At 27.7% G+C, this 12,917-nt stretch carries 14 protein-coding genes and 1 CRISPR repeat array (1 of these 15 only partly in view); of the genes, 12 read left to right on the top strand and 2 right to left on the bottom strand.

The window, feature by feature from the left end:
- The gene (gene kdsB, locus ACYQ1U_RS02725; protein ID WP_459884029.1) at positions 1-717 is read right to left on the bottom strand and encodes a 3-deoxy-manno-octulosonate cytidylyltransferase; all 717 of its coding nucleotides are present in this window, start codon (positions 715-717) and stop codon (positions 1-3) included.
- Between the two features lie 153 nt (positions 718-870).
- On the opposite strand from kdsB, the gene ACYQ1U_RS02720 reads away from it, so the two are divergent.
- The 6 genes from ACYQ1U_RS02720 to ACYQ1U_RS02695 are packed head-to-tail and all read left to right on the top strand — an operon-like array spanning position 871 to position 5,441.
- Positions 871-1,611, top strand: coding sequence for a tRNA1(Val) (adenine(37)-N6)-methyltransferase (locus ACYQ1U_RS02720; protein WP_459884026.1), 741 nt, complete (start codon positions 871-873; stop codon positions 1,609-1,611).
- Entirely contained in the window at positions 1,598-1,975 is a 378-nt protein-coding gene (locus ACYQ1U_RS02715; protein WP_459884023.1) for a YkgJ family cysteine cluster protein, read from the top strand. The genes ACYQ1U_RS02720 and ACYQ1U_RS02715 overlap by 14 nt, the downstream gene beginning before the upstream one ends.
- Positions 1,972-3,273: a tetratricopeptide repeat protein gene (locus tag ACYQ1U_RS02710; protein WP_459884020.1), complete on the top strand. Its 1,302-nt coding sequence runs from the start codon at positions 1,972-1,974 to the stop codon at positions 3,271-3,273. Before ACYQ1U_RS02715 ends, ACYQ1U_RS02710 begins: the two co-directional genes overlap by 4 nt.
- The gene (gene trpC, locus ACYQ1U_RS02705; RefSeq protein ID WP_459884017.1) at positions 3,215-3,988 is read left to right on the top strand and encodes an indole-3-glycerol phosphate synthase TrpC; all 774 of its coding nucleotides are present in this window, start codon (positions 3,215-3,217) and stop codon (positions 3,986-3,988) included. The genes ACYQ1U_RS02710 and trpC overlap by 59 nt, the downstream gene beginning before the upstream one ends.
- Positions 3,989-4,720: a GGDEF domain-containing protein gene (locus tag ACYQ1U_RS02700; protein WP_459884014.1), complete on the top strand. Its 732-nt coding sequence runs from the start codon at positions 3,989-3,991 to the stop codon at positions 4,718-4,720.
- A gap of 13 nt (positions 4,721-4,733) precedes the next feature.
- Positions 4,734-5,441, top strand: coding sequence for a flagellar basal body L-ring protein FlgH (locus tag ACYQ1U_RS02695; RefSeq protein WP_459884011.1), 708 nt, complete (start codon positions 4,734-4,736; stop codon positions 5,439-5,441).
- A 36-nt stretch (positions 5,442-5,477) separates the two neighbouring features.
- Here ACYQ1U_RS02695 and hemW read toward each other — a convergent pair whose 3' ends face one another.
- Entirely contained in the window at positions 5,478-6,575 is a 1,098-nt protein-coding gene (hemW, locus tag ACYQ1U_RS02690) for a radical SAM family heme chaperone HemW (protein ID WP_459884008.1), read from the bottom strand.
- Positions 6,576-6,624: 49 nt separating this feature from the next.
- Between hemW and ACYQ1U_RS02685 the strand changes: the two genes are divergently transcribed.
- The 6 genes from ACYQ1U_RS02685 to ACYQ1U_RS02660 all read left to right on the top strand — a co-directional run bounded on the left by ACYQ1U_RS02685 (position 6,625) and on the right by ACYQ1U_RS02660 (position 11,235).
- Positions 6,625-7,083, top strand: coding sequence for an RNA pyrophosphohydrolase (locus tag ACYQ1U_RS02685; RefSeq protein ID WP_459884005.1), 459 nt, complete (start codon positions 6,625-6,627; stop codon positions 7,081-7,083).
- 63 nt (positions 7,084-7,146) lie between these two features.
- Positions 7,147-8,355: an aspartate kinase gene (locus tag ACYQ1U_RS02680; protein WP_459884002.1), complete on the top strand. Its 1,209-nt coding sequence runs from the start codon at positions 7,147-7,149 to the stop codon at positions 8,353-8,355.
- Positions 8,355-8,885: a HobA family DNA replication regulator gene (locus ACYQ1U_RS02675; protein ID WP_459883999.1), complete on the top strand. Its 531-nt coding sequence runs from the start codon at positions 8,355-8,357 to the stop codon at positions 8,883-8,885. Before ACYQ1U_RS02680 ends, ACYQ1U_RS02675 begins: the two co-directional genes overlap by 1 nt.
- Positions 8,882-9,427 carry a DNA polymerase III subunit delta' gene (locus ACYQ1U_RS02670; protein ID WP_459883997.1) on the top strand — a complete coding sequence of 182 codons (546 nt, stop codon included), beginning with the start codon at positions 8,882-8,884 and terminating at the stop codon, positions 9,425-9,427. Before ACYQ1U_RS02675 ends, ACYQ1U_RS02670 begins: the two co-directional genes overlap by 4 nt.
- Positions 9,424-10,584, top strand: coding sequence for a dihydropteroate synthase (folP, locus tag ACYQ1U_RS02665; protein ID WP_459883994.1), 1,161 nt, complete (start codon positions 9,424-9,426; stop codon positions 10,582-10,584). The genes ACYQ1U_RS02670 and folP overlap by 4 nt, the downstream gene beginning before the upstream one ends.
- Positions 10,585-10,596: 12 nt before the next feature.
- Complete coding sequence (locus ACYQ1U_RS02660; RefSeq protein WP_459883992.1) at positions 10,597-11,235, top strand: HesA/MoeB/ThiF family protein; 639 nt, start codon at positions 10,597-10,599, stop codon at positions 11,233-11,235.
- Positions 11,236-11,261: 26 nt separating this feature from the next.
- Positions 11,262-12,917: a CRISPR direct-repeat array (repeat unit 30 nt; unit sequence GTTTCAATACTCCAATTGTATCGGTTAAAT) (it continues 1,329 nt past the right edge of the window).

The raw sequence follows: 12,917 nt of genomic DNA, 5'->3' as shown, positions 1-12,917 counted from the left end.
CTACATTTTTTTTGCATATTCTCTTGCCTTTTCTAAATCATCTTTCGTATCAATCCCAAAACTTTTGGTTTCTACTTTAATCATGGCAATTTTTTTGCCGTTTTCAATTACTCTTAATTGTTCTAGCTTTTCGATGTGTTCTAAGTTTCCTTTCATTTTTACAAACTCATCAAGGCTTTTTTTAATAAACCCATAAATTCCAATGTGTCCAAAATATATATGAGGAATATTATCACGGTTATATGGGATTTTACTTCTTGAAAAATATATTGCATCATTATTTTTATCAAGAATTACCTTTACTAAATTTGGATCTTCTGCACTTAATTCATCTATTTCTTTATAACAGCTGACCATCGCAAAATCTCTATTTTTTATTTCTATTAGTTTTTCTTTTACTTTTTGTAAAATCTCAGGTTCTAAAAAAGGTTCATCTCCTTGCATATTTATAACTGTGTCTGTATCTTTTAATCCCAAAATATCAGCTGCTTCTTTTATTCTATCACTTCCGCTTTGGTGATTTTTATCAGTTAATACTCCGTTAAATCCATATTTTTTACATACATCTATAACTTCCTCTGAGTCTGTTGCTATACATACATCATCAACCGTGCTTGCAACTTCAGCGCACCAAATTATCATCGGTTTATCATTAATTTCAGCTAAAACTTTATTTGGAAGTCTAGAAGAAGATAGTCTTGCCGGAATTATTATCATTTATCGCCTTTTTAGTTATAATTTTACAAAAAAAGGACATTTTGTGGTTAATGAAATTAAAGAAAAAGTAAAAAATGCAAAGCATATTGATGAAGAAAGAATTTATCAAGAAGATATTAAATCTATTTTAGATGAATTAGGATTTACAGAATAATGGAGAAGTTTAAAAACAATAGTGAATTAAAGCTTTTTCAACCAAAAGATGGGTATTGCTACAATAGTGATACTATGTTTTTATATGATTTTATAGGTAAATTTAATATAAAAGGAAGAGTCCTTGAAGTTGGTGGGGGTTGTGGTGTTTTAGGACTTCTTGTCAAAAGGGATTTTCCTGAAATTAATTTAACTATAATAGAAAAACAAAAAATTATGGGAGAGTTTATTAAAAAAAATTTAAAAGAGAATAATTTAGAAGCAGATTTGATTGTTGATGATTTTTTAAGTACAAATTTTAAAAGAGAGTTTGATTTTATTATCTCAAATCCTCCTTTTTATCAAGGTACGTTAAAAAGTGACAATGAAATAAAGCGTATAGCAAGATATGAAGAGTATTTACCTATGAGAGAATTCTTTAAAAAAGTAAATGAATCACTTAAAGAAAGAGGTGAGTTTATTTTTTGTTATGATGCAAAGAGAATTGATGATATTATAAAAAACTTGCCTAAGCCTTTAAAGGTTGTAGATATAAGATTTATGCATCCAAGACTTAAAAAAAATGCTAGTTTAGTAATGATAAGAGCTAAAAGGCATGCAAAATCTATGGTAAAAATACACTCACCATTAATAGGGTTTGAAGGGAGTGAGTATTCACAGGAAGCAAGTAATATTTATAAAAAAGCAAATACAAATAGCATAAAATTAAACTTAGGGAGAGAAGAAATTGAGAATTATTGAAAAAGAAGGTTTTCCTTATAAGTTTGATCAAGATGCCTGCAATAGGTGTGATGGAAATTGCTGCACGGGAGAGAGTGGGTATATTTGGGTTAATATAAAAGAAATTGAAGATATTGCAAATTTTTTAAAAATTGATAAAAATCTATTTATTGATAGATTTTTAATAAAAGTAGGATATAAATTTTCTTTAAAAGAGAAGCCTTATAAAGACGGATTTGCTTGTATATTTTTTGAAAATGGTTGCAAAATTTATCCAGTACGTCCAAAACAATGTAGGACATTTCCTTTTTGGGATTATTTTAAAACACATCTAAATGAATTAAAAAAAGAATGTCCGGGAATAATTATGGAAAGTGAAAAATGAAAAATGTAAAATGTAAAATTATTATTTTTATTGTTTTATTATTAATGGCAGGATGTAGTGTAAAGCAGCCGCCTATTGGGAAAAAGGTTATTCCAAATGAAGATGAATATATTATCAAAGCTCTTGTAAATGAAGAAAATGGAAATTATAAAGAGGCTGTTTTAATTTATCAGTTTTTATATGAAAAAACAAAAAAGCCTATATATTTAGAAAAAAAGGTAGAAAATTTATTTAGACAAAAAAAATATAATGAGGTTATAAAAATAGCCCAAAATTGTGAAGAAAAATGTAACTATAGGATACTTGAATATGAAATTTTTGCCTTAATAAATCAGAATAAAATTAATAAAGCAAAAGAGATTTTACTTACAAAAATGAATGAGAAAAAAGAATTTTTTTATTCGATGATGAGTTATATATTACTTACAGAAGGAAAATATGAAGAGGCATTACACTATTTAAAGTCTTTATATGCACTAAATTCTTCTAAAAATGTATTGCTTGATTTAGTAGATGTTTTGATAAAGCTTAAGAAATATAATGAAGCATTAGCTTATCTTAGAACTCATTTGAATTTGTACGGATGTGACTTTGATATTTGTAATAGACTTGCTAATATTTATAAGAGTTTATATGATTATGATAATTTAGCTAATATATATGAAAAAATGGGGCAGTTTGATGAAAAATACTATATTTTGGCTCTTAATGTTTATATTCAAAATAATGAGTATCAAAAAGCAAAAAAACTTATTTTAAAATATAATCTTGATAAAGAATATTTGATATTTTTGTATTCAAAAATGAAAGAGTATAGAAAAGCAGCCTTTATTTCGCTTAATTTGTACGAAAAAACAGCGAGTCCTAAATTTTTACTTAAATATTGTGAGCTTTTATATAAAGACCATCCTACAAAAAATGAGATAAAAGATATTGTAAATAAACTTAAGTTTTTATCAACAATTTATCCAAGTGATTATTTATATAATTTTATTGGTTATCTTTTAATAAAGTTTAATATAAATCCAAAAGAGGGAATAAAATTTGTGCAAAAAGCTCTTTTAAAAAATCCTGATAATGAAGAGTATATTGATTCACTTGCTTGGGGATATTATAAATTACATAAATGTAAGAAGGCTTATGAAATAATTAAATATATAAAAATAAAAGACAAAGAAATTGAATATCACAAAAAAATGATAAAAGAATGTTTACAAAAAAACTTAAAAAAGGAAGATAATGATTTTAGAAAAGATTATAAACAAAACAAAAGTTTACCTAGAGAAAAGAAAAAATAAAGAAGACTTTGATAAATTTTTAAAAATTAAAAGAGATTTTAGAGATGTTAAGGAAGCTTTAAAATCAACACCTGATAATCCTTATAGAATAATAGCGGAGGTAAAAAAAGCAAGTCCTAGTAAGGGTGTTATAAGAGAGGATTTTGATCCAATATCAATTGCAAAAGATTATATACAAGTAGCTGATGCTATGAGTATTTTAACAGAACCTTTCTTTTTTCAAGGAAGTTTGGAGTGTTTAAAAGAGATTAATAAATTTAGTAAAATCCCACTTCTTAGAAAAGACTTTATTATAGATGAGTTTCAAATTGCCGAAAGCTACTGGGCTGGTGCTGATTTTATTTTGTTAATTGCAAAAGCACTTGATTTAAGTCAATTACAAAAGTTATATAGTTTTGCTAAAAATATAGGGCTGGAAGTTTTATTTGAAATTCATGATGAGGATGATTTGCAAAAAGCTTTGGAAATTGGAGCTGATATTATTGGTTTTAATCATAGAGATTTAAAAACTTTTGAAATGGATATGGACCTTAGTAAAAAATTAATACCTAGTTTACCTAAAGATGTTATAATAGTTGCAGAGAGTGGAATTAATAGTTTTGATACTGTAAAAAAGCTTCATAAAAATGGAGTTGATGCGTTTTTAGTTGGGGAATATTTTATGAGAATGGATAATATAAAACAGGGAGTAAAGGGATTAAAAGGAGGTACTTAGTTGACAAAAACAACTTTTTTTAAAATGATTTTAAAAGATTTGTTGTTATCAACGTTTTTTGTTGTTGTTTTATTTGTATTTTTAAAATGTATTTTATTTGTTCAAAATGATATTATTCCTTATATTTTAAGTGTTGTATTTGGTCTTATTTTTATATTCTCAGTTTCAATGTCATTTTTTATGTCAAAACTTAAACTAAAAATAGATTTGTTAAATTCAAAAATTTCAAAACTGACTCAATTTGATGAAATAACAGATGTATATAAAAGAGGTTATTTTTTTGAAATTGCTCAAAAATATTTTGATATTTCAAAAAGAAAAAATATGCCTGTATCTTTAATGATTATAGATATTGATGATTTTAAGGATATTAATAAAAAATATGGTCATAAACTTTCAGATAAAATTTTAAATGAGGTTGCACAAAAGTTAAAAACTCAGATTAGAGGAATGGATATTCTTGGGAGATTTGGAGGAGATGAATTTGTAATTTTAAGCTTTTCAAACAAAGAGGAGTTTTTAAAACTAGCAGACCGTATTAATAAAGTGTTGAATGAAGTGGCATTTGATAATCAAAAAATTTGTATCTCTACAAGTATTGGTATTGCAGAATTACAAAAAGGAGACAGTCTATCAGATTTGATAAAAAGAGCAGAAGAGGCATTAATTCTTGCAAAACAAAAAGGAGGAAATAGGGTAGATTATTTGGAACACTTTTTGCTTTTTGAGTAAAAAAGGATAAAAAGTGAAGAAATCCTTAATTCTAATTACTCCTATGTTATTCTTTTTAGGATGTGCATCTCATCCTATGGACCCAACAGTTTCAATGACTCCTCCTAAATATGTAGAAGAGATGCCAAGTAAAGAAAAAGAAACTCTCAGTAATCCGGGCTCACTTTTTACAAATGGTGATAATCTATTTTCAGATACAAAAGCAAAGCAAGTAAATGATGTTGTAACTGTAGTAATTACAGAACAAATCACACAATCTTCACAAGCTAGTAAAAAATTAAATGAAGCAAACACTGATGCTGGTGGACTTTTTGATATGAGTGTAAGTGGGGCTTTAAATTGGAGAGGAGATACTAAAAATATTGGTAAAACAGGCCTTAGTTTGAATTTGCCTTCAATGAATTCAAGTAGAACTTTTCAAGGAAGTGGTACTCAACAAAGAAATGAGAAGTTTGAGACAACTATTAGTGCAAGAATTGTAAAAATTTTAGCAAATGGTAATTATTATATATATGGTACAAGAGAAATTTTTGTAGATGGACAAAAACAGATCATTAAAATTAGTGGAGTAATTAGACCTGAGGATATTAGTCCTGATAATACAATTGATAGTAAGTATATAGCAGATGCAAAAATTGCTTATGAAACTCAAGGAGATTTAAAAAGATATACTGAACAAAACTGGTTTTCTAAATTTTGGAGTGCAATCGCTCCTTGGTAAAAACGAAGTGAAAAATGTAAAATTAAAAGTGAAAAATTAATCTAAAATATATTCCGTTAAAGCATCGGCTAGTAAAAAATCATAAGAATAGATTTTATTTTCTTTTTTGAAGAGTTTATTTTCTGATATTAAAATTTCAACTCTTTTCTTTTCTTCCTGATTTAAAATATTTTCATCAAACCCTACAATTGAACGTAATCCTAAAAATACTTTCTCTTTTTTTATGTCTTCGTTTTTTAGATTTTCAATTTTATATTTTATAGGATTTTTAATATATTCATAAACATTATTTTGCGTATAATACCTAAAAATTCTCCATTCTTTATTACTTGGAACTTGGAACTTATAACTTGGCAACTTAATAAATCCCACCGCTCCTGCTCCTATGCCAATATATTCTTTTCCTTGCCAATAGCCTAGATTATGAATACAAGGTTTTCCAAAATTAGATATTTCATATTGAGAAAATCTTTTCTTTATTTTCTCTATAAACCAAACTTCTAATTCTTCATCTTCTTTTCTCTTGCTGTAATCACCTTCAAATTTTGTATTTTCTTCAATAGTTAAAGAATATGCACTTATATGGTTTATTGGTAAGAAAAAGGCAATATCTAAATCATTTTTAAGAAGTTCTTTTGAATCAATTGCAGTTGAATAAATCAAATCAATATTTATATTTTCAAAACCAGCCTTTTTAGCATTTTCTATTGATTTTATTGCAAGAGTTTTTGAGTGATTTCTATTTAGAAATTTTAGCTTTTCTTCATTAAAGCTTTGAACACCAAAACTTATACGATTAAAACTCAAATTTTTAATTTCTTTTAGCCACTCAAAAGATACATTTGGATTACACTCAATAGTTAGTTCTAGTGCATTCTTTATATATGGAAAAAGTAACTTCATAAGCTTTTCATAAAATTCTATATTCATTGTAGATGGAGTACCCCCTCCTATAAAAATAGTCTCAAACTCTTTTACTTTTAAACTTTCTATATCATTTAAAAACTGAGTTTTTAAAGCTTCAAAATACTCTTTTTTTAAGTGATTTAGATTTGTATAAGAGTTAAAAGCACAATAGTTGCATTTACTATCGCAAAAAGGAATATGAATATATAATAATTTTTCATTTTTCATTTTACATTTTCCATTTTTAGATATAATTTTACTAAAAAAAGGTGAAGTGTTGAAAAAATATAGACCAAATGTTGCAGCTATAATACTTTCACCTAAATATCCGGAAAAGGTTGAAATATTAATAGCTAAAAGAACCGATATTGATGCATGGCAATTTCCTCAAGGAGGTATTGACAAAGGTGAGAGTTGTAAACAAGCTCTTTTAAGAGAATTAAAAGAGGAAATAGGAACAGACAAAGTTGAAATAATATCAGAAATGCCAGAATGGCTCAAATATGATTTTCCAAAAAAAATAGCTGAAAAAATGTATCCATATGATGGACAAGCTCAAAAATATTTTTTAGTAAGACTCAAACCAGAAGCTAAAATAAATTTAAATACTGAAGTTCCAGAGTTTAGAGAATATAAATTTGTGCCAGTAAACGATGTGTTTAAATATGTAAAGTCATTTAAAAGACCTGTATATAAAACAGTAATAGATTATTTTAAAAAAGAAGGATACCTTTAACAATGGAAAATGGAAAGTGAAAAGTGGAAAATATAATAAAAAATGGAAAGTGAAAGGAAGTGGATGTTGGTAGTTCAAAAATTTGGTGGTACAAGTGTTGGAAATCTAGATAGAATTCAAAATGTGGCAAATATAGTTAAAAGTTATAAAGAAAAAGGTAATGATGTTGTAGTTGTAGTTTCTGCAATGGCAGGAGAGACAAATAAACTTCTTGAATATGCAAATCATTTTAGTAAAACCCCACCTCAAAGAGAAGTAGATTTATTAGTTAGTAGTGGAGAGAGAGTTACAAGTGCGCTTCTTAGTATTGCTCTTCAAGCAATGGGGATAGATGCAATTGCCCTAACAGGTAGACAAGCTGGAATTAAAACAACAAGTGATCATACAAAAGCTAGAATTATGGATATAGATCCAGAAAAAATGCAAAAATATTTAAATGAAGGAAAAGTTGTAATAGTTGCAGGATTTCAGGGAATTAATGAAAAAGGTGATGTTACAACTTTAGGACGAGGTGGTAGTGATTTAACAGCTGTTGCTATTGCAGGTGCACTTAATGCTGATAAATGTGAAATTTATACAGATGTTGATGGTATTTATACAACTGACCCAAGAATTGAACCAAAAGCCAAAAAAATTGATGTAATAAGTTATGATGAAATGCTTGAACTTGCTTCTCTTGGAGCTAAAGTTATGCAAAGTCGTTCAGTTGAGCTAGCGAAAAAACTAAATGTAGATATTGAAGTTAAATCTTCATTTAAACCAGAAGTTAAAGGAACATTAATAACAAAGGAGAATGAAGCAATGGAAAAAGTATTAGTTAGTGGAGTTGCACTTGATAAGAATCAAGCAAGAGTTAGCATTTTTGGAGTAGAAGATAGACCTGGAATTAGTGCGGAAATTTTTGAAAAACTAGCTAATAAAAATATAAATGTTGATATGATTGTTCAAAATGTAGGTAAAGACAATAAAGCAAGTTTAACTTTTACAGTACCAGAAACAGAACTAGAACTTACAAAAGAGGTGCTTAAAGAGTATCAAGAAAAAGCTGATAATATAGAATATGATACATCTATAGCAAAAGTTAGTGTTGTTGGGGTTGGAATGAAGTCTCATAGCGGAGTTGCAGCTACTGCTTTTAAAACTTTAGCTGAAGAAAACATTAATATTATAATGATTTCTACAAGTGAAATTAAGATATCTATGGTAATAGATGAAAAATATGGAGAGTTGGCTGTTAGAGCACTACATAAAGCTTATGAATTGGATAAATAATGGATTTAAATCGTTTTATAATCGATTTAATTCGTAAAAAAAGTATGAAGTGGATGGAAGAGCGAAGACTTGATTTTGTTCCTCTTCTATCCGATTTTCTTTCGCATATAATTGAGGGTAAAAGTGTTTTAATTGTTACTGATGGAGAGAGAGAATGGTATGCTGAATACTTAATAAATAAAATCAATAACTTTAATGAATTCAAGCCTTCATTTATACCTTTTTATAGTCTAGTAAAAATAGTACCTCAAATTAAAATTGCAAGACATCCTGAACACTTTGATATGATAGAGGATATGCTAAATATTTCTTTTGGAGATTTTATTTTTTGGTATATTGGAAAAGAAACACCATTTTTAAAATTTGTGAGAAGAAAACCCCAATCTTTTTTCTGGATAATGGATACAGACCTTTCAAAAAACTTTTATTTAAAATCAATTGATGAAAAACTTGATAAAAAACTTCTCGATTTAGCAGAAATTGTAAATGAATCTATTAAAGCTTCTATTTTTGGAGAAATTGAACTTTGAATAAAGTTATAATAACAAATGATTTTGAAAAAGTAATTAAAGATACTTTATATGACGAAATTGTTTTAAGAGATGAACTAAAAATAGAAGATGTAAGAGTTATAAAAAAGTCAGCTTATATTGCAGAAAAAGAAAAAAAAGTTATACTTATTGTAGCAGAGAAGTATAATGTTTATGCTCAAAATGCGCTGCTTAAACTCCTTGAAGAATCTCCAAAAAATATTGAATTCATACTACTAGCGAAATCAAAATATGCTTTACTTGACACTATACTTTCTAGGCTTATCTTAGAGAGGAGATTTTTTGAAAAAGAAATAAAAGAAATAGAGGTTAAAAATATTTCCAATTCATTTATTTTTGAACTCTTAAAAAAAGATTTAGAAAAAGAAGATGTAAAAAGTATTTTAAAATCTCTGTTAAAACTAGCTAAAAATGAAGATGAACTAAAAATAATAAACGATGCAATTTTAATGATTGAGCTAAATATCGACCTCAAAGCAGTTCTTTCTATGGTTATGCTTGAGTTTAAGGAGAGAAAATGAAAATATATAAAATGAACTGCGATGTAGATTTAGGTAAACTTTTGCAAAAAATTGGTGTTGATAAGCCTGGAATAGAAATAATGAAAAAGAAAAAAAGTGAATTTTGTTTTTTTATAAAAGATATTACGTGTGGTGCGGCAAATATTTTAAAGCAAGATGCATTAAGTATTGGGGCTGAACTTGCAGTTCCAAAAGGTGTACCAAATTGTCAAAATAAAATATTTGATGCTCTTTTAATGTGTAATAAAAAACAGCTTGAGATTTTGACTAAAAAAGAGTTAGCTCAGCCATTTAAACTAAAAGAACTAGCAAATGAGTTGAAAGAATTTACTAGTTTGCCAAAATATCCTCTTAAAATTATGGGTGTTATTAATGCAAATGATGACTCTTTTTTTGAAGGAAGTAGGTTTAAAGGGAAAAAAGCTATTACACAAATAGAAAATATGATAGAAAATGGAGCTAAAATAATTGATATAGGGGGAGTTTCATCTAGACCAGGAAGCGAATATGTAGGAGTTGAGGAAGAACTAAACAGAGTAAAACCTATAATAGACGAAATTTATAAAAATAAGTTATATGAAAAAGTAATCTTTAGTATCGATACATTTGAAGCAAAAGTTTTAGAATATGCGCTTGATAGAGGTTTTAAAATAGCAAATGATATTACTGGACTTGAAAGTGATGAATATGCTAAAGTTGTTAGTAAATATTGTGCTAATGTTGTAATTATGCATAAAAAAGGAACTCCTAAGGATATGCAAGTTAATCCATTTTATGAGAATGTAGTTTTGGAAGTTGATGAATTTTTTAGTGAAAGAATTGAAAAAGCTAAAAATTTTGGTATAAAAGAAATTATACTTGATGTTGGAATAGGTTTTGGGAAAAGACTAGAAGATAATTTAGCGCTAATAAAACACCTTGAGCACTTTTTGCATTTTGGATATGAACTATTAATTGGAGCTAGTAGAAAATCTATGATTGATATGATTATGAAAAAAGAAAATATTTCAACTGATCCAAGTGAGAGACTTCCTGGGACATTGATATTGCATGCCCAAGCAGTTAGAAATGGAGCGAGTATTGTTAGATGTCATGATGTAAAAGAGCATTTTCAGGCTTTAAGAGTATATGAAGAGATTAGACAATTTGATATATAATGGAGAGTAAAAATGGAAAATTTATTTAATAGACAAATTATGATAATAGGAAAAGAAAACCAAGAAAAATTAAGAAATAAAACAGTTTTAGTAGTTGGGTGTGGAGGTCTTGGCAATATTATTTCAACTACTATTAGTTGTATAGGGTTAAAAAAAATTTATTTAATTGATTTTGACAGAATAGAAGTTCATAATATACATCGTCAGTTTCAATTTAGTGAAGATGATGTTGGAGGGAATAAAAGCAAAGTTTTATGTAATAAAATAAAAAGATGTAAGGCTACTGAAATTGTTGCGATCGATGGATATTTTGATGAGAACTTGGAAGTTGATGTTGATTTAGTTTTTGATGCAACAGATAATTTTGAAGTGAGAAAAAAAATTGATAAGTTTGCAAAAAAACTAGGTATTCCTTGGATTTATGCAAGTGTTGAGGAATTTAGGGGACAAGTGGGAGTTTTTAAAACTACATCTTTTGAAATATTTGCTACAAACTCTCTTCAAGTAAAAGGTCAACTTCCACCAATGGTAAATTTGATAGGCTCTATTTCTTCAATGCTTGGACTTAAAACATTAATAGGAAAACAAGAAGAGATTTTTTATTATATTGATTTTAATGAAGAATTGGAAATTAAAAAGTTTAAGTTTTAAAAATTATTAGAAACTTTTTTCTTTTTATTTCAATACTCCAATTGTATCGGTTAAATATAAAACAACTATAATATTAACAATAATCTTATTCGTTTCAATACTCCAATTGTATCGGTTAAATTGTAATAGAACCTACACCAGGAATATTATCCAACTGGTTTCAATACTCCAATTGTATCGGTTAAATGAAAAGTATAAAAAAATAAAAAAGAAAAGTAAGGGAGGTTTCAATACTCCAATTGTATCGGTTAAATGTGATTTATATTTACTTAGAGATAGGACATTCGAGTTTCAATACTCCAATTGTATCGGTTAAATTAAAGTGGTAGTAAAAAGAGCTAATGAAGTTTTATTGTTTCAATACTCCAATTGTATCGGTTAAATATAGATTTGGAGAATTGTTTAATGGAACTATTTATCGGTTTCAATACTCCAATTGTATCGGTTAAATTAGACTTCCAAGTGTTAGGTGGTATAGCTGGTAGTATGTTTCAATACTCCAATTGTATCGGTTAAATGAGCGAGGGCAAGTTTGACTTTGTTAATGGTGGCTTGTTTCAATACTCCAATTGTATCGGTTAAATCTGCAAGGGAGTTATTAGACCAGCCTGAGCCTATAATGTTTCAATACTCCAATTGTATCGGTTAAATGATTTTGCAAGATTTACCGCTCAAGACAATATACCGTTTCAATACTCCAATTGTATCGGTTAAATACAAACATTCAAAATTCAACTCGTTTATCAAAATGCGTTTCAATACTCCAATTGTATCGGTTAAATAATGGTGCAATTAAGCAGGGAAACGGGTGTAAGTATGTTTCAATACTCCAATTGTATCGGTTAAATAATTTAAGCGTATAAACATCTTTATCAGCTCTTTGTGTTTCAATACTCCAATTGTATCGGTTAAATTAGAGATTATGATAATATAGTGCATAATTTAACAATGTTTCAATACTCCAATTGTATCGGTTAAATAATTTAAGCGTATAAACATCTTTATCAGCTCTTTGTGTTTCAATACTCCAATTGTATCGGTTAAATTTAATAACTTCCTCATTTATTTAATTCCTAGATAAGTTTCAATACTCCAATTGTATCGGTTAAATGAATTGATTAAAAACATTAACTAAAGTAAAAACTGTTTCAATACTCCAATTGTATCGGTTAAATATTAGTGCAAGTGATATATTAAGAAATCTTATTGAGTTTCAATACTCCAATTGTATCGGTTAAATCAAATAATTGAAGATATTTTAAAAGGATTTTACGAGTTTCAATACTCCAATTGTATCGGTTAAATAGATGGCAATTTCCAAGTAGAATATACTATTGAATGGTTTCAATACTCCAATTGTATCGGTTAAATAGGCAACTATTCAAGCTGTGCCCCCCAGACATATACGTTTCAATACTCCAATTGTATCGGTTAAATAGAGCTGGAAAATGTTTATAACTTTGCTAATTTGTTGTTTCAATACTCCAATTGTATCGGTTAAATTTACAACTTGTGGTGCTGATGAAACAGTAGTTTTATAGTTTCAATACTCCAATTGTATCGGTTAAATCGCTTCAAACGGCTATCAAAAACTGCCGAATGGGTGTTTCAATACTCCAATTGTATCGGTTAAATGGGGAAGCACACTTTACAATTACTAAAACACCCACAAGTTTCAATAC

Source organism: Caminibacter profundus (assembly GCF_054657155.1).
The sequence above is the reverse complement of the archived record's forward strand: the minus strand, read 5'-3'. Positions and strand labels throughout refer to the sequence as shown.

Excerpts from the sequence above, each read along its gene's own strand:
- ACYQ1U_RS02680 (WP_459884002.1), top strand. The coding sequence starts at position 7,147 with ATGTTGGTAGTTCAAAAATTTGGTGGTACAAGTGTTGGAAATCTAGAT.
- trpC (WP_459884017.1), top strand. The coding sequence starts at position 3,215 with ATGATTTTAGAAAAGATTATAAACAAAACAAAAGTTTACCTAGAGAAA.
- ACYQ1U_RS02660 (WP_459883992.1), top strand. The coding sequence starts at position 10,597 with ATGGAAAATTTATTTAATAGACAAATTATGATAATAGGAAAAGAAAAC.
- kdsB (WP_459884029.1), bottom strand. The coding sequence starts at position 717 with ATGATAATAATTCCGGCAAGACTATCTTCTTCTAGACTTCCAAATAAA.
- ACYQ1U_RS02710 (WP_459884020.1), top strand. The coding sequence starts at position 1,972 with ATGAAAAATGTAAAATGTAAAATTATTATTTTTATTGTTTTATTATTA.
- ACYQ1U_RS02675 (WP_459883999.1), top strand. The coding sequence starts at position 8,355 with ATGGATTTAAATCGTTTTATAATCGATTTAATTCGTAAAAAAAGTATG.
- folP (WP_459883994.1), top strand. The coding sequence starts at position 9,424 with ATGAAAATATATAAAATGAACTGCGATGTAGATTTAGGTAAACTTTTG.
- ACYQ1U_RS02720 (WP_459884026.1), top strand. The coding sequence starts at position 871 with ATGGAGAAGTTTAAAAACAATAGTGAATTAAAGCTTTTTCAACCAAAA.
- hemW (WP_459884008.1), bottom strand. The coding sequence starts at position 6,575 with ATGAAAAATGAAAAATTATTATATATTCATATTCCTTTTTGCGATAGT.